We start from the raw sequence: 23602 nt of genomic DNA, 5'->3' as shown, positions 1-23602 counted from the left end.
CACGGTAGCGCAACAGGCAGGTCAGACAGCACGTGAGTCCCCGCCGGTCGCCGTACAGGCAACCTGGCGGGCGGCACACGATAAAGGCGGCGCCAGACCGGCAAGTCGTCTTTACCGCCTGGCCGGCCCGTTCCATTCCGCTCAACCCGGATTTTCAGCCAAGAAGGAGCTCTACATGACCGTGCTGCTGACCTGGGTGATCAATGCGCTCGCGCTCCTGATCATCACTTACCTCGTCCCTTCGATCCACATCCGCAGCTTCGGCACCGCGCTGATCGTCGCCGTGGTGCTCGGGTTGATCAACACCGTGCTGCGCCCAGTGCTGATCCTGCTGACGCTGCCCGTGACGATCATCACGCTCGGCCTCTTCATTCTGGTGGTCAACGCGCTGTGCTTCTGGCTGTGTGCATCGCTGCTGAAGGGCTTCGAGGTGTCGGGCTTCTGGTCGGCGTTTATCGGCTCGATCCTGTACAGCATCGTTTCATGGCTGCTGTCCGCGCTTATCCTCGGCAACCGCAGTTTCGGCTGAGGTGAGCTTTACTTCTAGAACGGCGACTGAGTCATGAATCCGCTCGAACTTTCATTCGAATTCTTCCCGCCGAAGACGCCGGACGGTGTCGAGAAGCTGCGTGCCACGCGCGCGCAGCTCGCGCCGCTCAAGCCGAAGTTCGTCTCGGTCACCTTCGGCGCCGGCGGCTCGACACAGCGCGGCACGCTCGATACCGTCGTCGATATGGCGAAGGAAGGGCTGGCAGCGGCGCCGCATCTGTCGTGTATCGGCTCGTCGAAAGAGAGCCTGCGCGCGATCCTCACCGAGTACCGTTCGCATGGCATTCGCCATATCGTCGCGCTGCGCGGCGACCTGCCGTCCGGTATGGGCGAGGTCGGCGAGTTTCGCTATGCGTCGGAACTGGTGAGCTTCATTCGCGCCGAGTTCGGCGACTGGTTCTGGATCGAGGTGGCCGGTTATCCGGAATACCACCCGCAGGCGCGCTCGCCGCGTCACGATCTGGAAAACTTCGCTCGCAAGGTGAAGGCCGGCGCCAATTCGGCGATCACGCAGTACTTCTTCAACGCGGATGCGTATTTCCGCTTTGTGGACGATGCGCGCAAGCTCGGCGTCGACGTGCCGATCGTGCCCGGCATCATGCCGATCACGAACTTTTCGCAGCTGATGCGCTTCTCCGAGATGTGCGGAGCGGAAGTGCCGCGCTGGGTGGCGCGGCGGCTGGAGAGCTACGGCGACGACCGCGAAGCGATTCGCGCGTTCGGGCTCGATGTGGTCACGGACTTGTGTCGGCGTCTGATCGACGCGCGTGTGCCGGGGCTGCATTTCTACACGCTCAACAACGCAGCGGCCACCAAGGCCATCTGCGACCGCCTGGGCGCTTAGTACTGCCCAAGCTTCACACCGCGCGGCCAGCTGGCTGCGCGGTTCAATTCCCGTCTGTTCCCGCCAGTCCCCCTTCTTCACCTGTCCGTTCCCGCCACATTTGGTGCGTTGCCGCAGACACGTGCCAAACGCCCACGCTCGCGGGTAGAACCCAGGATTGAACCCGAATATTGTGCTGTCTATGATCGAGGCGCAGCCAAGCCGGTTGCAGTCCGGAGAACGTCATGACAGTGTCATCCATGCTGTTCGCAGTTCGCCAGTATTGCCTGCCCGCCCTGACAACCCTGGCCGTTGCCACGGCATGCTTCACACCGCTCACCGCCCCCGCTGCCTCCTTGCCCGATAAAACCCTCGTGTTCTGCTCGGAGGGCAGCCCCGCGGGCTTCGATACCGCTCAATACACCACCAGCGTCGAATTCACAGCCGGCTCCTACACGGTCTATAACCGGCTGGTCGAGTTCGTTCAGGGCGGCACCGACATCGAGCCGGGCCTCGCCGAGAAGTGGGACGTTTCCGCTGACGGTCTGCAATACACGTTTCACCTGCGCCATGGGGTGAAGTTCCAGACCACCTCGTTCTTCAAGCCGACCCGCGAATTCAACGCGGACGATGTCGTGTTTACGTTCCAGCGCATGCTGGATCCGGACCAGCCGTTTCATAAGGCATACCCGGTGCCATTCCCGTACTTCAGCGATCTGGGGCTTGCCAAGAACGTCGAAAAGATCGAGGCGCTCGACCCGTACACGGTACGCTTCACGCTTAAAACGGTGGACGCGCCGTTCCTGCAGCAGATTGCGATGCCGTTCGCGTCGATTTTGTCGGCGGAATATACCGATCAGCTGCTGAAGGCGGGCAAGGCCTCCGATATCAATCTGTTTCCGGTGGGCACCGGGCCATTCATCTTCCGCAGCTATACCAAGGACGACACCATTCGCTTCGACGGCAATCCGGACTACTGGAAGCCCGGTATCGTGAAGGTGAGCAAACTGATCTTCGCGATCACCGTCGACCCGGCGGTGCGGCTGCAGAAGCTGAAGCGCGGCGAATGCCAGGTGATGGCCTATCCGCGTCCGGCCGACATCCCGGCGGTCAGGGCCGACTCCTCGCTGGCTATGCCTAGCGAAGTGGGCTTCAATCTCGGCATTCTTGGCTATAACACGACCAAAAAGCCACTCGACGACGTGCAGGTGCGCCGCGCACTGGATATGTCGATCAACAAGAAGGCGATCATCGAATCGGTGTACCAGGGCGCCGGCCAGATTGCGACCAATCCGATGCCGCCCACCCAGTGGGGCTACAACAAGAGCCTCAAGGACGCCCCGTATGACGTCGACAAAGCCAAGGCATTGCTCAAGCAGGCCGGCTACCCGGACGGCTTCGACCTGACGCTGTGGGCGATGCCAGTGCAACGCCCCTACAACCCCAACGCGCGCCTGATGGCGGAAATGCTGCAGTCCGACTGGGCGAAGATCGGCGTAAAGGTGAATATCGTCACCTTCGAGTGGGGCGAATACATCCGTCGCGCTCACGCTGGTGAGCACCAGGCAATCCTGATCGGCTGGACCGGCGACTACGGCGACCCGGATAACTGGCTCGGCGTCCTGCTGGGTTGCGACTCGGTGAAGGGCAGCAACTTCTCGAAGTGGTGCTACAAACCGTTCGATGACCTGATCACCGCGGCCCGTAGCACGACGGATCTCTCGCAGCGCACCAAGGACTACATGGAGGCGCAGGTCATCTTCAAGGACCAGGTGCCGTTCACGCCGATTGCCCACTCCACCGTCTATCAACCTATCTCGAAAGACGTGACAGGCTTCAAGATCGACCCGTTCGGCCCGACCCAATTCCTCGGAGTCGGCCTGAAATAGGGGGAGACGGACGCTTTTGCTTCCCTTTGGCGCGGCTTGAGGCGTCGCGAGGCCCGTCGACCAGGAATTTGACGGGCCTCAATCTTTACTTACCAAGTGTTTCCGCTTCTGGACACAAGGAATTTCCTCCGCTTGTTGCCGCACGGCATGCTCAAGTAAGATCGCGCTACGCTGGTGTAAGCCAGCCCCGAACCTGGAGGAAACATGAAGCAAAACAACCTGTTGCGCGCCGCGCGGATTACCACGCTCGTCGCCGCTGCAGCGGTATCGATGGTGGGCGCCAATGTCGCGCGTGCCGAGATCCCGAATAAAACCCTGGTCTACTGCTCAGAAGGCAGCCCTGCGGGTTTTGACCCAGCCCAATACACCACGGGCACTGACTTCACGGCCAACACGTTCACCGTCTACAACCGCCTCGTCGAGTTCGAGCGCGGCGGCACCAAGGTCGAGCCGGGCCTCGCCGAAAGCTGGGATGTCTCGCCCGACGGCAAGACCTACACCTTCCATCTGCGCCACGGCGTCAAGTTCCAGACCACCACTTACTTCAAACCGAGCCGCGAGTTCAATGCGGACGACGTCGTCTTCACGTTCACGCGCATGCTCGATCCGACCATGCCGTTCAACAAGGCGTATCCGGCACAGTTTCCGTACTTCACGGACATGGGCCTCGACAAGCTGATCGCGAAGGTCGAAAAGGTCGATCCGTACACCGTACGTTTCACGCTGAAGGAAGTGAATGCCCCGTTCATCCAGAACATGGCAATGGAGTTCGCATCGATCCAGTCGGCTGAGTACGCTGATTCGCTGCTGAAGGCCGGCAAGGCCCCTGATCTCAACCAGAAGCCGGTTGGCACGGGCCCGTTCATTTTCCGCAGCTATACGAAGGACGCGACGATCCGCTTCGACGGCAATCCTGATTACTGGAAGCCGAACGAGGTGAAGATTTCGAAGCTGATCTTCGCAATCACGCCGGACGCCGGCGTGCGCGTGCAGAAACTGAAGCGTGACGAATGCCAGGTGATGAGCTATCCGCGTCCGGCGGATATCGCGCCGCTGAAGACGGAAGCCACTCTCGCGATGCCGTCGCAGCCGGGCTTCAATCTCGGTTACCTGTCGTACAACGTTCAGCACAAGCCGCTCGACAAGGTCGAAGTGCGCGAGGCGCTCGACATGGCGATCAACAAGAAGGCGATCATCGATTCCGTCTACCAGGGCGCCGGCCAGTCGGCCACGAATCCGATGCCGCCGACCCAATGGTCGTACGACAAGAACCTGCCGAGCCAGTCGTATGACCCGGAGAAGGCCAAGGCGCTGCTCGCCAAGGCGGGTCTCGCGAGCGGTTTCGACATCACGCTGTGGGCGATGCCGGTGCAGCGTCCGTACAACCCGAACGCGCGTCTGATGTCGGAAATGATCCAGGCGGACTGGGCCAAGATCGGCGTGCGGGCGAAGATCGTCACGTACGAATGGGGCGAGTACATCAAGCGCGCTCACGCGGGTGAGGACGACACGATGCTGATTGGCTGGACCGGCGACAACGGCGATCCGGACAACTGGCTCGGCACGTTGCTCGGTTGCGAAGCGATTAACGGCAACAACTTCGGCAAGTGGTGCTACAAGCCGTTCGACGATCTGGTCCAGAAGGGCCGCACGACGATCGATCAGGGCGAACGCACGAAGATCTACACGCAGGCACAGCAGATTTTCGCGCAGCAACTGCCGTTCTCGCCGATCGCGCACTCGACGGTGTACCAGCCGGTCAGCAAGAAGGTGATCGACATGCGCATCGAGCCGCTCGGTTACGTGCGCTTCGACGGTGTTGGCGTGCAATGAGTCTTGACGTAAGGTGCGCTATAACGTGAGCCATTAGGTGAGCCGTGCGACGAACCGTAAGGTAAATCGCAGGGCTTGCTGTAAAACTGACGCAGTCCGCTTTTCGCCTGGTTAGAAAACTGGTCGAAATGTTCCGGCGACCGGGGTGACAAGCCCTCGTCGCCGGTTGTGTTTTTCCGTTCATCAAGACCATAGGGACGAACCATGTTCCGCTTCGTTTTGCGCCGCATTGGCATGGTGATTCCGACGTTCATCGGCATCACGATCCTTGCGTTTGCGCTCATTCACCTGATACCCGGCGATCCCATCGAAGTGATGATGGGCGAACGCGGTGTCGACCCGGCCATGCACGCGGCCGCCATGCATCGGCTGGGGCTCGACGAACCCTTGCCGCTGCAATACATCCACTATCTTGGGCGCGCGCTGCACGGCGATCTGGGAATGTCGATCATCACCAACACCAGCGTGATGGACGAGTTCCTCGCGCGCTTTCCCGCCACCGTTGAACTGTCGATCTGCGCCATGCTGTTCGCGCTGATCGTCGGGCTGCCGGCGGGTGTGTTTGCTGCGCTGAAGCGCGGTACGGCCGTCGATCACGGTGTGATGGGTACCGCGTTGACCGGCTATTCGATGCCGATCTTCTGGTGGGGTTTGATTCTTATCATGCTGTTTTCGGTGAAGCTCGGCTGGACGCCGGTGTCGGGCCGCATCGCGGTGGAGTTCGACATTCCGCACGTGACGGGCTTCATGTTGATCGATTCACTGCTGCCAGGCACCGATGAAGGTTCGTTCAAGTCGGCGTTGAGCCATCTGATTTTGCCGGCCATTGTGCTCGGCACGATTCCTTTGGCGGTCGTTGCGCGTATGACGCGCTCGTCGATGCTCGAAGTGCTGCGCGAGGACTACATTCGCACCGCTCGCGCCAAGGGCTTGCCGCCGGGACGCGTGATCGTCGTGCATGCGCTGCGTAATGCGTTGATTCCGGTGGTGACCGTGATCGGCCTGCAGGTGGGCACGCTGCTAGCCGGCGCGGTGCTGACCGAGACGTTGTTCTCCTGGCCGGGTATCGGCAAATGGCTGATCGACGCAATCAGCCGGCGCGACTATCCCGTCGTGCAGGGCGGTATCCTCCTGATTGCCACACTCGTGATCGTCGTGAATCTGATCGTCGATCTGTTGTACGGCGTGTTGAATCCGCGCATTCGCCATACGAGGTAAAGCCGTGGCAGATATTCAAAACACAGTCCCCCAGTCAGTGACCCCGCCAAGCGGCCGGGCGCTGGCCGCCCGTGAGTTCTGGGCAAACTTTTCGCGCAACCGCGGCGCGGTATCGGCCGGTGTCGTGGTGCTGCTGCTGATCTTCGTCGCGATCTTCGCTCCGTTGATCGCCCCGCACAGCCCGATCGAGCAGTACCGCGACTACGTGAAAATCCCACCCGCCTGGCTCGACGGCGGCAACTGGAAGTTCATTCTCGGTACCGACGAAGCAGGCCGGGACATCCTGTCCCGCCTGATGTACGGTGCGCGCCTGTCGTTCTGGATCGGCTTCGTCTCGGTCGTGCTGGCGCTGATCCCGGGCATCGTGCTCGGCTTGATCGCCGCGTTCTTCGAGAAATGGGCCGATACGCCGATCATGCGCATCATGGACGTGCTGCTTGCGCTGCCGTCACTGCTGCTTGCGGTGGCGGTGGTGGCGATCATCGGTCCGGGGCTCCTCAATACGATGTTCGCTATCGCGATCGTCGCGTTGCCGGGTTATGTGCGTCTGACGCGGGCGTCTGCGCTCGGCGAGTTGCAGAAGGAGTACGTGACGGCTTCGCGCGTGGCGGGCGCCGGCACCTTCCGGTTGATGTTCTCGCAAGTGCTCCCGAACTGCACTGCGCCGCTGATCGTGCAAGCTACACTCGGCTTTTCGTCGGCGATTCTCGATGCCGCCGCGCTCGGCTTTCTCGGCCTCGGCGTGCAACCGCCGGCGGCGGAGTGGGGGGCGATGCTGGCGTCGGCGCGTGATTACATCGATAACGCCTGGTGGATCGTGACCTTGCCTGGCTTGTCGATCGTGATCTCGGTGCTGGCGATCAATCTGCTCGGCGACGGCCTGCGCGATGCGCTCGACCCCAAACTGAAACGGATGGCCTAAATGAGTAACTTACTGACCATCCGAAATCTCGCGGTGAACTTCAACGGCCTCCCGGCTGTCGACCGGATTGACCTGGACGTGGCGGCGGGCGAAGTCGTCGGCGTAGTGGGCGAATCGGGCTCGGGCAAGAGCGTGACGATGATGGCGCTGATGGGCCTGATCGACGCACCGGGCAAGGTCAGCGCCGACGAGATCCGCTTCGACGGCAAGGATCTGCTGAATGCCTCGCCGAAGGAGCGCCGCAAGATCATCGGCAAAGACATCGCGATGGTGTTCCAGGATGCGCTCACCAGTCTGAATCCGAGCTACACCGTCGGCTATCAGATCAAGGAAGTGCTGAAGCTGCATGAAGGCTTGCGCGGCGCCGCGCTGCATCAGCGGACGATCGAACTGCTCGACCAGGTTGGCATCCCCGATGCGAAAAACCGCATCACTTCGTTTCCGCATCAGATGTCGGGCGGGATGAATCAGCGCGTGATGATCGCCATGGCGGTCGCCTGCAATCCGAAGCTGCTGATCGCCGACGAGCCGACCACCGCGCTCGACGTGACGATCCAGGCGCAGATCATGGAACTGCTGGTGAAGCTGCAGAAGGAACGCGGCATGGCGCTCGTACTCATTTCGCACGATCTTGCCGTGGTCTCCGAAGTCGCGCAGCGCGTGGCGGTGATGTACGCGGGCGAGGTGATCGAGACCAACAAGGTGCCCGATATTTTCGCCGCGCCTCATCATCCGTACACGGAAGCGCTGCTGGCGGCGATTCCCGAGCACAATGTCGGCGCGGTGCGGCTGGCCGCGTTGCCGGGGATGGTGCCGGGCCGCGACGACCGGCCCAAGGGGTGTCTGTTCGCACCGCGCTGCAAGTATGTGGTCGACGATTGCACCAAGGCGCGCCCGGCACTTGGGCCGTTGCAAGGTCATACAGAGGTAACCAGGGTACGCTGTATCAAGCCGTTGAACCTCACCGGCGATGCCAACATCCACACTCACGGAGGCGCACGATGAATGCAGTACCCGAAACGCGCCGCCCGACGGGTCAGGCGGGCGATTACGTGCTGGTTGCCGATCAGCTGGCGCGGCATTACTCGGTGAAGCGAGGCATGTTCGGCCGCGGCACGGTGAAGGCGTTGAACGGCGTGTCGTTTTCGCTCGATCGCGGCAAGACGCTGGCGGTAGTCGGTGAGTCCGGTTGCGGCAAGTCGACGCTCGCGCGCCAGCTCACGATGATCGAAGGACCGACCGCCGGCCGACTGATGATCGACGGTGAAGACGTTGCTGGCGCCGATCACGCGAAGGTCGCGGCGTTGCGCCGGCGCGTGCAGATGGTATTCCAGAACCCGTTTGCGTCGTTGAATCCGCGCAAGACCGTCGAGCAGACGCTCGGCGAGCCGCTCGCCATCAATACGCAGTTGAGCGCGAGCGACCGCGCCGAGCGTATTGCACAGATGATGCGCACGGTGGGCCTGCGGCCGGAGCACGCCAAACGCTATCCGCATATGTTCTCGGGTGGCCAGCGTCAGCGCGTGGCGATTGCGCGCGCGATGATTCTCGATCCGCAGATCGTCGTGGCCGATGAACCGGTGTCCGCGCTCGATGTGTCGATCCAGGCGCAGATTCTCAATCTGTTCATGGATCTGCAGGAGCAGTTCAAGACCAGCTATGTGTTTATCTCGCACAACCTGTCGGTGGTGGAGCATATCGCCGACGATGTGATGGTGATGTACTTCGGCGGCGTGGTCGAACTGGGCGACAAGAAACGCGTCTTTACGAATCCGCGTCATCCGTACACGCGGGCGCTGATGTCGGCGACGCCGTCGATCTTCGAAGCGGATCGCACGATCAAGATCAAGCTGCAAGGTGAGATGCCGTCGCCGCTCAATCCGCCCTCGGGGTGCACGTTCCATCAACGCTGTCCGTATGCGATCGAGCGCTGCCGCAGTGAAGAACCGAAGCTGCGCGAAGTGGATGGGCGTCAGGTATCGTGTCACCGGGCCGAGGAGGTGGGGGACGTGGATGCCTGAAACGTTGGCGGCGCGTCGTCCTGCGCGCCGTCTGCGTGGAGGCGGCTGTGACGCCGTTTTCGCGCGGCGCTGGCGAGCGTGGCTGCTGGGTTGTGCCACGCTTGCTGGCGTCTCACTCGTTTCTGCTTGGCCGGCCGCCACGGCATCTGCTGCGGGCGCGGCCGCGACTTCCCCGGCGCAAAACGGACGGCCGAACCTGCCGCTCCCCGCAGCCCCTGCTTCGCCCGGGCAGCCGCGGGCGACACTGCCCGGTTTTAATCCGCCGCCAGCATCCAGTACGACGACCGGCGGCGCGGTCCGCGCGCAACCGGCGCGCATGCCGTTCTACGTCGCCACGCGCGGCTCCACTACGATCTATCTGCTCGGAACGCTGCACGTCGGCGACCCGGCTGACTATCCGCCGGGCAAGCCGTTCCGGCCGCAGATTCTGGCTGCGCTGGCCGCTTCTCCGACGCTGGCGCTGGAGTTGTCGCCGGACGACCTGCTGGTGTCGCAGGATGACGTGTCGAAGTACGGTGTGTGCCGCAGCGCGTGCCTGCCGAAGTATTTGCCGGAATCGCTCTGGCACAAGCTCGAAGTCCGCTTGCGCGGCAACCCGGCGGCGCTCGATGAGATCAAGAGAATGCGGCCGTGGCTCGCTTCGCTGCTGGTCGAAACCTACGATTCCCTGAGTGCGGGGCTGCAGACCGAGTACGGTACCGAGGCGCAGCTGCAGAATGTTTATCTGCGCACGCGCGGCAAGATTGTCGGACTGGAGACGCTTGGGGAACAGATGCGCTCGTTCACCAGTTTGTCGTCCGCGCAGCAGCGCGAGATGCTGGCGCAGGACCTGGTGCAGACGCCGGCCGAAAATCTCGCCGATGTGCAAACGTTACACAGGCTCTGGCAGGTGGGCGATGCGGACGCGATTGCCGCGTGGCAGGCGGCCAAGTCGGAAGTGCTGGCGCGCGACAAGCGCGTGTCCGATTCGATTGACAACAGGATTGTGTACGAACGGAACCGGCGTTTCGTTGCGAGGATGTTGTTGATTGCCGGACCGAACAAGCCGGTGTTCGTGGCGATCGGGGCGTTGCATCTGGGTGGCCCGAAAGGCGTGCTGCAGTTGTTGCGGCAGCACGGGTTTGTGGTGGAGGCGGGGTGAGGGGGCGAACGTGACGCGATCGTTTGTCTTGTTTACCGCAGCGCTTCAACCACACTTGCCACCACCGGCGTCCAGTCCCCCAGCACTGTTTGCCTGAACAAGCGCGCGCCCGGATACCACGGTGAGTCGCTGCGATTTTCCAGCCAGCGCCAGTCCGAGTTCGCTGGCAGCAATACCCACACCGGTTTGCCCAATGCACCCGTCAGATGCGCGACGCCGGTATCGACTGCGATCACTTGATCCAGGTTCATGATCAGCGCGGCGGTTTCGGTGAAATCGCGCAGGTCAGCGGCGAAGTTGTGCGGCCGGAATGTTTCCGGCGCGTCGACGAGTTGCGCTTCAGCCGGTCCCTTCTGCAACGAGAACCAGGCGATGCCATTCAGTTCACCGAGTGGCGCGAAATCTTCGAGGCGCATCGACCGATAGCGATCATTGCCGAAGGTCGGACTGCCAGCCCACACCAGCCCGATCTTGCGACGCGGGCCAGCCACCGCTTCTACGCGCTCACGCCACGCTTCGATCTTCGTCTGCTCAGCGAAAACATACGGCATGTCAGCGGGAATCGTCGCGATCTCGGTGCCAACGCATGATGGCACGCTCATCAGCGGCGCCCAGAAGTCGTAACGCCCGCCGGCTTTGCCGCTCCACGCGCGATGGACTCCCGGCACGCGCTCCGCGAACGGCACTAGCGGTTCGCGCACGCAAACATCGACTGTGGCGCCAAGCTCTTCAAGCACGCGCGCGAAACGCAAAAACTGCAGTTGATCGCCGAAGCCCTGGTCGCCGACCAGCAGCACGCTACGGCCATCGAGCGCTTCACCGTGCCATTCTGGCACGCCGTCCACCGCGATCGCCGCGTAGTCTTGCGGGCGCCAACGTTTCGCGAATTCCACCCAGCCTTGCTTGTAGTCGCCTCGCTTGAGCAGCAGCCATGCGAGATTCTGATGAGCGTCGACGTAGCCGGGATCGATTGCGAGTGCGTGGCGATAAAACACTTCCTCTTCGTCGAGGCGTCCTTGCGCACCGAGCGATCCGCCGAGACACACCAGATTGGTCGGGTTCGGCTGCAGAGCAACCGCGTGGCGGTACTGCTGCTCAGCCTCGGCGTAGTTTCCCAGCTTGCCGGTCGCACTGCCCAGATTCACGTGCGCCTGCGCAAAGGCGGGCCGCAGTTCGATCGCGCGCTGAAAGCGTGCAATAGCTGCCACGCTTTCGCCCTTTGCGGTCAGCGCGTTGCCAGCATTGAAATGCGCGTCGGCGGAATACGGATCGAGCGCGAGGGCCTGTTCGTAGCACGCGAGCGCTTCGTCATAGTGCTCGAGTTTGGCGAGCGCGGTGCCAAGATTCAGATGAGCGTCTACCAGCGACGGATTGAGCGCCACGGCCTCGCGATACTGACGCCCCGCGGCTTCATGCTCGCCTTGCGCCTGCAGCGTAACGCCGAGGTTATTGCGTGCGTCGGCGAAGTCAGGCTGCAGTTGCAGCGCCTGCCAGTAGCATCGTTGTGCCTCGTCGTAGCGACCGAGCGCAGCGGCGACGAGACCGCGGTTGCTCCAGCACGCCGCATTGGCAGGTTCGATTTCGAGCGCATGATCCAGCAGTGCGGCCGCCGTTGCGTGATCGCGCCGTTGATGATGCAGGACACCGAAGTAATGCAGCGCGCCGGCGTGAACCGGGTTGATTGTCAGCGCTTCCTGATACAAAGGTGCGGCCTGATCGAGATGACCCGCCTGATGGGCATCGAGCGCGGCGGCGAGCAGAGCGTCGATGTAGGTCGGTGCAGCCGCTTCGGGGCGCGCGTCACCCAGATGGAGATGCTGTTCCATGAGAACCTGCTTGAGAGCGCCGGCGCCCGCATGTTGCGTGCGCCGGCTGGTTGATGAGAGAACATCGACCAGCTTATGTCCCAAGCTCTTCCGGTTCGATCAGACGCATCCTAATTTGCCGCGACAGGGCGTTGCGGCATAGGTTGGCGCGGCGTCTTGCTGTCGCAAAATTGCCGCGCCAGGTCGCTTGCGGAGTCACCTCACCTCGCTGCGGGCGCGGCGAGTCCTACAGAAACATCAGGTAGTTCAGCAACAGGATATTCACCACCAGCAGCGACAATGCCGTGGGCACCTGCACCTTGATCACCGCGTTCTTGTCCGGCAGTTCGAGCAACGCGACCGGCACCATGTTGAAGTTCGCGGCCATCGGCGTCATCAGTGTGCCGCAGTAGCCCGAGAACATGCCGATCGCAACCATTACCGCCGGATTGCCGTGGAACACGCCGACCAGAATCGGCACGCCCACTCCGCCGGTCATCACCGGGAAAGCGGCGAAGCCGTTGCCCATCACCATCGTGAACACCGCCATGCCGATGCAGTACACCGCCACCGCGACGAAGCGGTAGTCGAGATTGATATAGGCAGTCGTCACATGCGCGACTGCCTTGCCGACGCCCGCGTCGGAGAACACGAGGCCGAGCATGCCCAGCATCTGCGGCAGGACCGCGGCCCACGAGAGCGCATCGACGAGGCGGCGTGCTTCCTTCATCGACTGGCCGACCGTATCACGCGTCATCACGCATGCAACTGCAAGGGCAATCACGCAGCCAACACCGAAGCCGATCAGCGTGACGTTCTTCGGGTCGATCAGGGGCTTGCCGCCGAAGATCAGATAGCTCGCCGCCAGCGTGATCACGACGGTGACGACCGGAATCGTCAGCGCGGGAATGAACAGCTTGTTGCCGAGGCGCGCGGCACTGGCCTGACGGGCTTCGGGCGACAGCACCTTGGGCTTGGCCGCCGTCACGCCACCGAACCCCGCGACCAGCGCCATCACGATCACCAGCACGCCGACGATCGACGGCGGAATCAGGTCGCCAATCAGGAAGATCAGCGCGTACAGGATCCAGAAACCGCCGCTGCTAAAGCGGCGCGGGTGTTCCTTGTCGGTGAGGATCATGCCGCCGACGATCAGCAGCACGATGCCGACCAGCCAGAACAGATAGTTGATGGTGAGTGTCATGCCTCGTCTCCCTTCGCAGACGGGGTTTGCGCAGCGGCGTTCGACGCTGCGTTGCGGCCCAGTTCACGCTCGAGGCTGCGATCGAGCAGATACAGCCGGAAGCCGTGAATCAGGAATGCGCAGATGGCGGTGGGGATGCCCCATACGGCAACGTGCATCGGCGCGACTTCGATGCCGGCTTCGCGCAGGAAAGTGGTCATCAGCACAATCGCACCGAATGCAACAAAAACGTCCTCGCCGAAAAACAGGCCGACGTTGTCGGTGGCGGCCGCGAACGCACGCAGGCGGTAGCGCACTGCGTCGGTGAGCTTGCCGTAGCGGGTTTCGGCGGCGCCCTCGGTCATCGGCGCGATCAGCGGACGCACCATCTGCGGATGACCGCCGAGACCGGTCAGGCCGACGGCCGCCGTCAGTTCGCGCACCAGCAGATAGACGATCAGCAGGCGTCCGGCCGTGGCCGCGCGGATGCCCGCGATCCACGTTTGCGCCCGTTCGCGCAGACCGTGCCGTTCGAGCAGGCCGATCACCGCCAACGGCAGCAGCAGGATCACGGGGATATTGCGGGTCTTGATAAAGCCCGTGCCGATGGCGGCAAGGATTTTCTCGGGTGGAAAGTGCGCGGCCAGCGCGGTGACGATAGCGGCGGCGGCCACGATCAGCATCGGATTAAAGCGCAACACAAAACCGACAATGATCACGGCCACGCCAATAAGCGGCCATAAGTTGACTGCTGTCTGCATCAGGATCTCCAAACGGGGTTGCTAACCTTGCCGCTAATCGCGGCTAACGTGGGGAGGCGCGTGCTTATCCCCTGCGCCGTCTTGCTGTGCGCCGCTCTGGCTGGCGGCGTCACTGACTTGCTGCTGTCATTTACTGCTTTGGGTACTGCACCTGGCAAACGCCCCGCACGAGGCGGGGCGTTGCGTACTCTTCAGTCGCTGTGGCTTCAGCCGCTCGGACTCACGCGCGTACGGCGTTGGCCGCGTGAACCTCGATGCCGGCGCTTTCGAGCGCGCTGCGGATGCGACGCGCAAACGCCAGCGCATGCGGACCGTCGCCGTGCAGGCAGATGGTCTGTGCATTGAGCGGCACCCAGTGGCCATCTACGGCCTGCACGCGTTGCTCGCGCACCATCGTGAGGGTGCGTTCGAGCACTTCCTCTTCGTCATCGAGCAGCGCACCTGGCTCCTTGCGCGGAACGAGGGAGCCGTCGGCGCGATAGCCGCGGTCGGCGAACACTTCCTCAATGGCGACGAGGCCTGCTTCGCGGGCGGCCGTCACGAGGCCGCTATTGGCAAGCGCGAACACGGCCACGGACGGATCGAAATCGTGCACCGCCGAGACGATCGCATCGGCGATCTTCGGGTCGCGCGCGGCCTGGTTGTAGAGCGCGCCGTGCGGCTTGACGTGCGCGATGCGCCCACCTTCGGCCTGAGCAATCGCCGAGAGCGCGCCGAGCTGGTACAGCACGCCCGCGTAGATCTCGTTGGCGGGCAAGTCCATTTCCTTGCGGCCGAAGTTTTCCGGATCGTTGAAGCTCGGATGCGCGCCAATCGACACGCCTTTCGCGACGGCCCACCGAACGCAGTCATGCATCGCATTGGCGCCGCCCGCGTGCCAACCGCACGCAATATTGGCCGAACTGACGAGGTCGAGCAGCGCCTCATCCGAGCCGCAGCCCTCGCCGAGATCGGCATTCAAATCGATTTCCATAATTTCCTCTACTTGGTCTCACGACACTGCCAGCGCCGGCTGGCGTGCGCAGCGTTCCTCATGCATCGCGATCGCGGCATCGATCTGCCGCAGATACGCCCGTTCTTCGAGTAAAGCGTGACGCGCCTCCTGAGGCGTCGTCGGGATGAAACGGATCGCGCTGTTCAGGCGCACCTGGGCGAGCTTCCACAGGTCGGCCTGGATGACCGCGCCGATCTTCGGATAACCGCCGGTGGTCTGCGCATCGCTCAGTAACACGATCGGCTGGCCGTTCGGCGGCACCTGGATCGTCCCCGGCATCACCGCATGCGACAGCAGATCGGTCTTGTGCGCGCGCTTGAGTTCGGTGCCGGAAAGCCGGTAGCCCATGCGATTGCTGTTGGGCGTCACAAGCCATTCGTCCGACCAGAACGCCTCGTGAGCGCTGGCGGGAAATTGATCGTACTCGGGTCCATGCAGCACGCGAATCGGTACTGCCCATGCCACACCAGATGGATGCCGGCCGCGACGCAAAGGTTCATGGACCAGCACGAATTTGCACCAGCTGGGCGCCTTGACGCCGAATTCGGGGGCTTGCGGACTAAAGCTCGCGCCAGCGCGTGACGAGGGCACGCCGACCGGCAGCCGGTCGCCGTCTCGCAATGCACGGCCACCGAGGCCGCCGAAATGACCGGCGAGGTCGGTGCTGCGCGAGCCAAGCATCGGCAGCACGTCGATTCCGCCGGCGATGCAGACGTAGCCGCGCATGCCGCGCCTGGCCGCTTGCAACGTCAATTCCTGACCGGCCTGGACCGGCAGGCTCCACCATGAATAGACGGGCTTGCCGTCGAGCGTAGCGCCGAACTCGGTACCGGTAATCGCGACCCGGGTGGCACGCGGAAAGCGTAGCACGGTCGGTCCAAAGGTGACCTCGAGGCCTGCAGCGTCGGGCCGGTTGCCGACGAGGCGGTTGCCCACTTCCAGCGAGAGCCGGTCGAGCGCGCCGCCCATGGCCACGCCGAGATGCCGGTAGCCATGCCGTCCGAGATCCTGAACCGTGGTCAGAAGACCCGCGCGAATCACGTCGATCATGCTGTGATCCCCGCCACGGTGAAGCGCACCCGGTCGCCCGGTTGCAGCAAGGTGGGCGGCGAGCGCGCCGGATCGAACAGGGGCACGGAGGTGCGGCCGATCAGTTGCCAGCCGCCAGGCGATGTAGCCGGATAGATGCCGGTCTGCTCGCCGCCAATCCCCACCGACCCCGCCGGCACCTCAACCCGCGGCGACGAGCGGCGCGGTGTGTGCAGCGCCTTCTCGAGACCGCCCATATAGGCGAAGCCGGGTTGGAAGCCGAGGAAAAACACCACGTATTCGCCGGCCGTATGACGTGCGACCACCTCTTTCGCCGACAGCCCTGTGTGATTCGCCACCGCCTGCAGGTCAGGGCCGAATTCGCCGCCGTACTGCACTGGAATCTCGACCTCGCGGCCGGCGGAAGGCGCCTCACCCGGGGCGTCCCAGGCCGCTTCCAGCAACCTGGTGAGTGCGGCGCGGTCTGCTTCCAGCGGATCGAACATGATGGTCAGGTTGTTCATGCCGGGTACGACCTCGAGCACATGCGGCCAGCCGCGTGCGGCGTCGGCCACCGCCCAGACGCGCTGCTGGCAATCGAGCGTCGCGGGAGCGTGGGCCTCGCAGACTAGCGCGGCGTCGCCGAACTGGAAGATTCGTGGTTGCGTCATTGCGGATTCATTCGGGTTGGAGCGGAAGCCTTGCAACATTGGAATCGGTAGGAGCAGCGAAAGCGCACCGCCCTATGACTGGATAACGGCACCAGGAGCATCAACCATAACAACTAGGCTACATTATCAATAAGATATCGACAATTTATCAATAAGCGTTTGTGCCAGGCACCCATGATGAGGCGCTCGTCGTACACTTCGAGCACTTCCTTTCATGTATCGAGAGCACCCGTCATGTCGCGTCAACCGACCAAAATCGTCTCTTCGGAACACCTTGTGTCTGAAGCTAGCGCGGAGTTGTCCGAGCTGGAGTACGGGCTCATCATGGCGAGCAACGCGTTCAACCGCTGGATGGTGCGTTGCATGTCGGCGGCGGGAGAAAAGGATATGACCGCCATCGAGGTGTCGCTTCTGCATCACGTGAGCCATCGCGAGCGGCGCAAGAAACTCGCGGACATCTGCTTCGTGCTGAACATCGAAGACACCCATGTTGCCACCTACGCGTTGAAGAAGCTGGTAGCTAGAGGGTATGTAAAAAGCGAAAAGACCGGCAAGGAAGTGTTCTTCTCTGCCACGGAATCCGGGCGCGCCCTCTGCATGAAGTACCGCGAGGTGCGCGAAAGCTGCCTGATCGCCACGCTCAGGGAGAGCGGTTTGACCAACGAGCAGATCGGCGAGGCTGCGCAATTGATGCGCAACGCCTCCGGCCTTTACGATACGGCGGCGCGGGCGGCGGCTTCGCTGTGAGGCCGGTTGGAATCGGCGGCCTTTAGCGATCTTTGACTGGCTTCAGGCGGTTTGCCAAATCTGACTTTTACTGAGCCGGGTTGGGTCGCTGCTGCGGATAGCAGGCCGCTTCGGTGATGATCAGGTCCAGCGCGATGTCGTGGGCTTCGTGCTGCAGCGCGTCCGTGCGGCAGGCTTCGCAGGCTATGCCGACCGTGACCGGCCGCGTCGCGCCGGGCCATGCCGCCAGCGTGCGATCGTAATAGCCGCCGCCATAGCCGAGCCGGTAGCCTTCGACGTCGAAGCCGACGCACGGCACGAACAGCAGATCGGGTGTGACGACCCGCTCGGTGTCGGGCTCGGGGATCCGGTGATGACCGACTTTCATCGGTGTGTCCGGCGCCCAGGCCCGGAACTGCAGCGCCTCGCCATGGTTCGTGATGACGGGCAGGCTCGCCTGACGATGCGCGTCGAGCGCGAGCCAGATGGCGATCGCCGCACGCGCGTCGAACTCGCCCGGCAGCGGCCAGTAAAAGCCGACACACGCGGGTTCATGGCGTTTCAATGTGTCGAGCATGCGGCGGCTCAACGCCTCCTGGGCGGCAGGCTCGAGGGCCGCATCCAGCCGTGTTTTCAGCAACATTTTACGGAGCGCGTTTTTCGATTCCGGCAGGGGGTTGCGTGCTATGCTTTGGCTCAATTCGCGCTCCAGAAACAACGATGTCAAAACGCCTCTTTCGAGTATATCGCGCGGTCGGTCTTGCGCTGGCCGCGGCGGCACTCGTCGCGTGCAGCACTGCTTCCGCGGTCAAGCCTGTACCGGTATCGCAACTCTCCAACGACGACCAGATTTTCGTGCAGTTGCGCGAAGCAGCGCGCAATAACGATGTTGCGCGCGCAGCGCAACTGGCGGCGATGATTCCGGATTATCCGGCGCCAGGTTACGTGGAGTATTTCCAGCTTAAGCCGCAGCTGTTCGATTCGAGCGGGCATCCGAGTCTCACTGTGCCGGACGCCGAGGTGTTGTCGTTCCTGCAGAAATACGACGGCCAGGCGATCGCCGACCGGCTGCGCAACGACTACCTGGTGGTGCTCGGTTCGCGCCACGACTGGAATAACTTCGACCAGCAATACGCGCGCTTCGTGCTGAACGACGACACGCAGGTCAAGTGCTACGCGCTCGAATCGCGCGCGGCGCACGGTGAGAACGTCGCGGACGCGGCGCGCGCGCTGCTCGTCGACCCGAAGTGGTATGGCGACGGCTGCGTCGACCTGGTGACGGCGCTCGCCACGAACCAGCAGTTCAGCGCCGACGACGTCTGGCAGCAGATCCGCCTCGCTTACGAACAGAACTACCCCAACACCGGCAACAAGCTGGTCGATGCGCTCGGCAACCAGCGCCCCGATCCGGCGCTGTTCGATCAGGCGTCGAGCGCGCCGCCGCTATTGCTGGCGCGCGGCGTCGGGCCCGATCCGCAGTCGCATCAGCTGGCCTTGCTGGCCATCACGCGGATGGCGCGCAACGACCCGGCCATGGCCGCGGCCACCTTCGCGTCGGTGGCGCCGTCGCTGAGTTCGCCGGAGCGTGCGATCGGCTGGGGCACGATTGCCTATGAGGCGGCCGCCAAGCAGATGTCGACGGCGGTGGACTGGTACCGGCTGTCGGCGAATGCGCCGCTGCTGTCGAATCCGGCTTACGAGTGGCGCACCCGCAGCGCGCTGCTGGCGGGCGACTGGACGATGGTGCGCTGGTCGATCGAACAGATGCCGGCTGCGCTGCGCAGCCAGCCGTCGTGGGTGTACTGGCACGCTCGTGCGCTCAAGGAGGCGGGTCAGACAGACCAGGCCAACCAGGAATTCGCCACGATCTCGTCGGGCTATAACTTCTACGGGCAACTCGCGCTGGAAGAACTGGGCCAGAAGATCACGGTGCCGGCGAAGACCGCGGTGACCGACGCCGAAGTGCAGCAGGCGGCGAATACGCCGGGCCTGGCCCTCGCGCAACGCTTCTATCAGCTCAATTTGCGCCTCGAAGGCAACCGGGAATGGAACTGGCCGCTGCGCACCATGACCGATCGCCAACTGCTTGCCGTTGCGGAATACGCGCGCCGCATCGAGTTGTACGACCGCACTGTCAACACCGCGGATCGCACCAAGACCGAACACGATTTCTCGCTGCGCTACCTGTCTCCGTTCCGCGACATCGTCGAGCGCGACGCCCAGTCGAACGGTCTGGATGTCGAGTGGGCGTATGGTCTGATCCGTCAGGAATCGCGCTTCATCATGAATGCGCGCTCCGAAGTGGGCGCCAGCGGCCTGATGCAGCTGATGCCGGGCACCGCGCAACTGGTGGCGAAGAAGATCGGTCTGGGTCCGATTTCGCGTGAGCAGATGAACGATATCGACACGAACATCCTGCTCGGTACCAACTACCTTTCGATGATCTACAATCAGTTCGACGCATCCGCCGTGCTCGCTACCGCCGGCTACAACGCCGGGCCGGGCCGGCCAAAGGCGTGGCGGGAAGGGCTGTCGCATCCGGTCGAAGGAGCGGTCTTCGCGGAGACGATTCCGTTCACCGAGACGCGCGACTACGTCAAGAACGTGCTGTCCAATACGGTCTACTATGCGGCGTTGTTTGAAGGCCGTCCGCAATCGCTGAAGGCGCGTCTAGGTTATATCGCGCCGTAAGCGTCGTGCCGCCGCGCGTCCCGCGGCGGCGCCTCACTCCAGCCGTTGCCGCGGCTCCACCAGGGAGTCGGAAATGCGACATCAAGCCATTGCGATTATCGGTGGCTCCGGTTTTATCGGCAGCCATCTTGTCAACGCGCTCGTCGAGCTCGGCAAAGACGTGCGCATTGCCACCCGTCGACGCTACAACGCCCGTCACCTCACTCTGTTGCCCATCGACGTGATCGAAGCCGACGTGTTCGATCCGGTGCAGCTTGCACGCTTCCTGGAAGGCGCCGACGCGGTGATCAACCTGGTCGGCACATTGCATGGCGGGCGCGGCACACCGTACGGTCCCGAGTTCGCGAGGATGCACGTCGAGTTGCCGACCAGAATCGTGGCCGCCTGCGAAGGCAAGGGTGCGCACCGGCTGATCCATGTCAGTGCGCTAGGCGCGGACCCGAGCGGGCCGAGTATGTACCTGCGCTCCAAGGGTGACGGGGAAAAGGCGGTGCATGCGTCGACGCTGGCAACGACGATTTTCCGGCCCTCTGTGGTATTCGGTCCGGAGGACAGGTTCCTCAATCAGTTCGCGTTCCTGCAACGTGTGTTCCCGGTGATTCCGCTGGCGTCGCCGGACGCGCAGTTCCAGCCGGTGTTTGTCGGCGACGTCGCGAAGGCGATTCTCAACGTGCTCGATCTCGATGCCGCCACCGGCCGCACTTATGAACTCGGTGGCCCGACCGTCTATACGCTGGAGCAACTGGTGCAGTATTGCGGCGATGTGATCGGCCGCCACGCGCGAATCATGCGGCTGCCGAGCGCGCTGGCGCGGCTGCAGGCTTTGAGCTTCGAAATGGCGCCGGGTGAGCCACTGATCTCGCGCGACAATCTCGATTCGATGAAAGTGCCGAGCGTGCTGAGCGGCCCGCTCGCGCCGGAGTTGGGGATCGAGCCGGCTGCCATCGAGACGATTGCGCCCGTGTATCTGACGGACGCGTCCCTGCGCTCGCGCTTCAACACATTCCGCGCGAGCGCGGGGCGTTAAACGTTTCTTTTGTTCCTTTACCTGAAGCATGAAACTTCTGATCGGTGACAAGAACTATTCCTCGTGGTCGATGCGTCCGTGGGTGTTGCTGAAGCACTTCGGCATTCCATTCGACGAGGTGTGTATCGAGTTGTTTGAAGCCGGCGCGCGGGCGGCGATCCTCGAGCATTCGCCGTCGGGCAGAGTGCCTTGTCTGGTGGGCGACGATGGTCTGTCGGTGTGGGACTCGCTGGCGATTGCCGAGACGCTCGCCGAGCGCTTTCCGCAGCACGCCATGTGGCCGCGCGATGCGGCGCAGCGTGCCGAGGCGCGCAGCATCAGCGCCGAGATGCATTCGGGCTTTGGCGATCTGCGCTCGAACATGTGGATGAACATACGCGCGTCGTTTGCTGGCAAGGGCGCGACACCGGGCGCACTGGCGGATATCGCGCGCGTCGACGCGATCTGGAGCAGTTGCATCGAGCGTCATGGCGGCCCGTTTCTGTTCGGCGAGTTCGGCATTGCGGACGCAATGTACGCGCCGGTCGTGATGCGCTTTAACACGTGGCAGCCAGCGCTGTCCGACACAGCGGCGGCGTACGCGCGGCGCGTGACGCAACAGCCGGCGGTGCGCGCCTGGATTGAAGACGCGCAGCGCGAGACCCACGTGATCCCTGTTTACGAAATACCCGAATGAATATCTACGCAGTAGGCGGTGCGATTCGCGACGAGTTGCTGGGCGTGCCGGTCCAGGACCGCGACTACGTGGTGGTGGGCGCGACGCCAGAGCAGATGGTGTCGCAGGGCTACCGTCCGGTCGGCAAGGACTTCCCGGTGTTCCTGCATCCGCAGACGCACGAGGAGTACGCGCTTGCGCGCACCGAACGCAAGACAGCGGCTGGCTACCACGGTTTCCAGTTTTTCTACGCACCGGACGTAACGCTCGAAGAGGACCTGGCGCGACGCGATCTGACGATCAACGCGATGGCACGCGAAGTGCGCCCGGACGGCGTACTGACCGGACCAGTGATCGACCCGTTCAACGGTCAGGCGGATTTGCAGGCGCGCGTGTTTCGGCATGTGAGCGATGCGTTCCTGGAAGACCCTGTACGGATCTTGCGGGTGGCGCGCTTTGCGGCGCGTTTCACCGATTTCACGGTGGCGCCGGAAACGATGACGCTGATGCGCAAGATGGTGGAGGCGGGTGAGGTGAACGCGCTGGTGGCCGAGCGGGTGTGGCAGGAAGTGTCACGCGGTCTGATGGAGAAGCGACCATCGCGGATGTTTGAGGTGTTGCGCGAATGCGGGGCGCTTGCCCGGATTTTGCCGGAGATCGACGCGTTGTATGGCGTGCCGCAGCGAGCGGACTATCACCCCGAGGTGGATACGGGGATGCATGTGATGATGGTGGTGGATCATGCCGCGGCGCAGGGGTATGCGTTGGCGGTGCGGTTTGCTGCGTTGACGCATGATCTGGGGAAGGCGACGACGCCTGAGGATGTTTTGCCGCGGCATATTGGGCATGAAGGGCGGAGTGTGGATTTGCTCAAGCCGTTGTGCGAGCGGTTGCGGGTGCCGAATGAGTGTCGGGATCTGGCGCTTCTCGTTGCCCGGGAGCATGGGAATATTCATCGGGTCATGGAGACGGGTGCTGCTGGGGTTGTGCGGCTGCTCGAGCGGTGTGATGCGATTCGGAAACCTGGGCGGTTTGCTGAGGCTTTGCAGGCATGTGAGTCGGATGCCCGCGGGCGGCTTGGGTTTGAGGCTCGGGGTTATCCTCAGGCTGAACGCTTAAGAGTAGCTCTTGTCGCGGCGCGGGCTGTCGATGCTGGGGCTATTGCTAAGGGGGTTGGGGATCGGCCTGAGCTTATTAGGGAGGCAGTGCAGAGGGAGAGGGTTCGGGTTGTGGCTGTTGCTCTTGAGGAGTAGGTTTTTTTGCCTGCGCGGCGCTTTGGTGGTTTTACTATGGTGTTGGCCTTTCCTTGCTTTGTTAGTGGTCTATTAGCTTCGCCCCTGTGCGGGGCGGCACTTACTTTCTTTGCCGCCGCAAAGAAAGTAAGCAAAGAAAGCGGGCTTCACACCGCCAGCTCGTAGGTGTCTCCCACTGCCACCCACGACAGAGTGGTCCGCGCACGCAATGTGCCCTCGCACCACCCGCGCTTGTGACAAGGCAGTCATCCGTTCCAGCGTCGCGCTGCGCGCCCCGCCGCGGCACATAACACCTTCTGCAAGCTCGGTAGGTATGCTAACTATATCGGTCTGTCATTCCACTGGTTAAAGCGGAAACCTCTGAGGCTAGATAGGATTTCTAACTATACTGCGCGACCTTTCTCTTCTCCG

21 protein-coding genes are annotated in these 23602 nt (G+C 62.9%); 14 read left to right on the top strand and 7 right to left on the bottom strand.

Annotation, left to right across the window (positions count from 1 at the left end):
• Positions 1-175: 175 nt before the first annotated feature.
• The 9 genes from P3T24_RS35915 (at position 176) to P3T24_RS35875 (ending at position 10396) form a co-directional block, all read left to right on the top strand.
• Entirely contained in the window at positions 176-529 is a 354-nt protein-coding gene (locus P3T24_RS35915) for a phage holin family protein (RefSeq protein WP_074262823.1), read from the top strand.
• A gap of 33 nt (positions 530-562) precedes the next feature.
• Positions 563-1393: a methylenetetrahydrofolate reductase [NAD(P)H] gene (gene metF, locus P3T24_RS35910; RefSeq protein ID WP_429441530.1), complete on the top strand. Its 831-nt coding sequence runs from the start codon at positions 563-565 to the stop codon at positions 1391-1393.
• A 224-nt stretch (positions 1394-1617) separates the two neighbouring features.
• Entirely contained in the window at positions 1618-3261 is a 1644-nt protein-coding gene (locus P3T24_RS35905; RefSeq protein ID WP_429441528.1) for an ABC transporter substrate-binding protein, read from the top strand.
• A 204-nt stretch (positions 3262-3465) separates the two neighbouring features.
• On the top strand, positions 3466-5094 hold the full coding sequence (locus P3T24_RS35900; RefSeq protein WP_429441527.1) for an ABC transporter substrate-binding protein: 1629 nt from the start codon (positions 3466-3468) through the stop codon (positions 5092-5094).
• Positions 5095-5298: 204 nt separating this feature from the next.
• Positions 5299-6312, top strand: coding sequence for an ABC transporter permease subunit (locus P3T24_RS35895; protein WP_074262819.1), 1014 nt, complete (start codon positions 5299-5301; stop codon positions 6310-6312).
• Between the two features lie 4 nt (positions 6313-6316).
• The gene (locus P3T24_RS35890; RefSeq protein WP_074262818.1) at positions 6317-7234 is read left to right on the top strand and encodes an ABC transporter permease subunit; all 918 of its coding nucleotides are present in this window, start codon (positions 6317-6319) and stop codon (positions 7232-7234) included.
• Positions 7235-8239, top strand: coding sequence for an ABC transporter ATP-binding protein (locus P3T24_RS35885; RefSeq protein ID WP_429441525.1), 1005 nt, complete (start codon positions 7235-7237; stop codon positions 8237-8239).
• Positions 8236-9255, top strand: coding sequence for a peptide ABC transporter ATP-binding protein (locus P3T24_RS35880; RefSeq protein WP_429441523.1), 1020 nt, complete (start codon positions 8236-8238; stop codon positions 9253-9255). Before P3T24_RS35885 ends, P3T24_RS35880 begins: the two co-directional genes overlap by 4 nt.
• The gene (locus tag P3T24_RS35875) at positions 9248-10396 is read left to right on the top strand and encodes a TraB/GumN family protein (protein ID WP_429441521.1); all 1149 of its coding nucleotides are present in this window, start codon (positions 9248-9250) and stop codon (positions 10394-10396) included. Before P3T24_RS35880 ends, P3T24_RS35875 begins: the two co-directional genes overlap by 8 nt.
• Positions 10397-10428: 32 nt before the next feature.
• Here P3T24_RS35875 and P3T24_RS35870 read toward each other — a convergent pair whose 3' ends face one another.
• From P3T24_RS35870 to pxpB, 6 genes are all read right to left on the bottom strand, one after another.
• Positions 10429-12222 carry a tetratricopeptide repeat protein gene (locus P3T24_RS35870; RefSeq protein WP_429441520.1) on the bottom strand — a complete coding sequence of 598 codons (1794 nt, stop codon included), beginning with the start codon at positions 12220-12222 and terminating at the stop codon, positions 10429-10431.
• Between the two features lie 226 nt (positions 12223-12448).
• Positions 12449-13405 carry a DUF979 domain-containing protein gene (locus tag P3T24_RS35865; protein ID WP_429441518.1) on the bottom strand — a complete coding sequence of 319 codons (957 nt, stop codon included), beginning with the start codon at positions 13403-13405 and terminating at the stop codon, positions 12449-12451.
• A complete protein-coding gene (locus tag P3T24_RS35860) occupies positions 13402-14145 on the bottom strand; it encodes a DUF969 domain-containing protein (RefSeq protein WP_074262812.1) in 744 nt (247 codons plus the stop codon). Before P3T24_RS35860 ends, P3T24_RS35865 begins: the two co-directional genes overlap by 4 nt.
• A 220-nt stretch (positions 14146-14365) precedes the next feature.
• The gene (pxpA, locus tag P3T24_RS35855) at positions 14366-15118 is read right to left on the bottom strand and encodes a 5-oxoprolinase subunit PxpA (RefSeq protein ID WP_074262811.1); all 753 of its coding nucleotides are present in this window, start codon (positions 15116-15118) and stop codon (positions 14366-14368) included.
• An 18-nt stretch (positions 15119-15136) separates the two neighbouring features.
• On the bottom strand, positions 15137-16189 hold the full coding sequence (locus P3T24_RS35850) for a biotin-dependent carboxyltransferase family protein (RefSeq protein WP_429441516.1): 1053 nt from the start codon (positions 16187-16189) through the stop codon (positions 15137-15139).
• Entirely contained in the window at positions 16186-16839 is a 654-nt protein-coding gene (pxpB, locus tag P3T24_RS35845) for a 5-oxoprolinase subunit PxpB (protein ID WP_429441514.1), read from the bottom strand. The genes P3T24_RS35850 and pxpB overlap by 4 nt, the downstream gene beginning before the upstream one ends.
• 234 nt (positions 16840-17073) lie before the next feature.
• On the opposite strand from pxpB, the gene P3T24_RS35840 reads away from it, so the two are divergent.
• Positions 17074-17586 (top strand): winged helix DNA-binding protein, encoded by a 513-nt coding sequence (locus tag P3T24_RS35840; protein ID WP_074262808.1) that lies wholly within the window; start codon positions 17074-17076, stop codon positions 17584-17586.
• 67 nt (positions 17587-17653) lie between these two features.
• Here the strand turns inward: P3T24_RS35840 and P3T24_RS35835 are convergent, their stop codons facing one another.
• Positions 17654-18208: a 5-formyltetrahydrofolate cyclo-ligase gene (locus tag P3T24_RS35835; protein WP_429441513.1), complete on the bottom strand. Its 555-nt coding sequence runs from the start codon at positions 18206-18208 to the stop codon at positions 17654-17656.
• A gap of 77 nt (positions 18209-18285) precedes the next feature.
• On the opposite strand from P3T24_RS35835, the gene P3T24_RS35830 reads away from it, so the two are divergent.
• The 4 genes from P3T24_RS35830 to P3T24_RS35815 all read left to right on the top strand — a co-directional run bounded on the left by P3T24_RS35830 (position 18286) and on the right by P3T24_RS35815 (position 23191).
• Positions 18286-20256 carry a transglycosylase SLT domain-containing protein gene (locus P3T24_RS35830; protein ID WP_429441512.1) on the top strand — a complete coding sequence of 657 codons (1971 nt, stop codon included), beginning with the start codon at positions 18286-18288 and terminating at the stop codon, positions 20254-20256.
• A 73-nt stretch (positions 20257-20329) separates the two neighbouring features.
• Positions 20330-21283: a complex I NDUFA9 subunit family protein gene (locus P3T24_RS35825; RefSeq protein WP_429441510.1), complete on the top strand. Its 954-nt coding sequence runs from the start codon at positions 20330-20332 to the stop codon at positions 21281-21283.
• Positions 21284-21311: 28 nt separating this feature from the next.
• Complete coding sequence (locus tag P3T24_RS35820; protein WP_429287787.1) at positions 21312-21959, top strand: glutathione S-transferase family protein; 648 nt, start codon at positions 21312-21314, stop codon at positions 21957-21959.
• On the top strand, positions 21956-23191 hold the full coding sequence (locus P3T24_RS35815) for a multifunctional CCA addition/repair protein (RefSeq protein WP_429441508.1): 1236 nt from the start codon (positions 21956-21958) through the stop codon (positions 23189-23191). The genes P3T24_RS35820 and P3T24_RS35815 overlap by 4 nt, the downstream gene beginning before the upstream one ends.
• Positions 23192-23602 lie beyond the last annotated feature (411 nt).

Source organism: Paraburkholderia sp. GAS33 (assembly GCF_050436645.1).
Lineage (GTDB): Bacteria > Pseudomonadota > Gammaproteobacteria > Burkholderiales > Burkholderiaceae > Paraburkholderia > Paraburkholderia phenazinium_B.
This window is presented reverse-complemented; position numbering and strand designations above follow the sequence as displayed.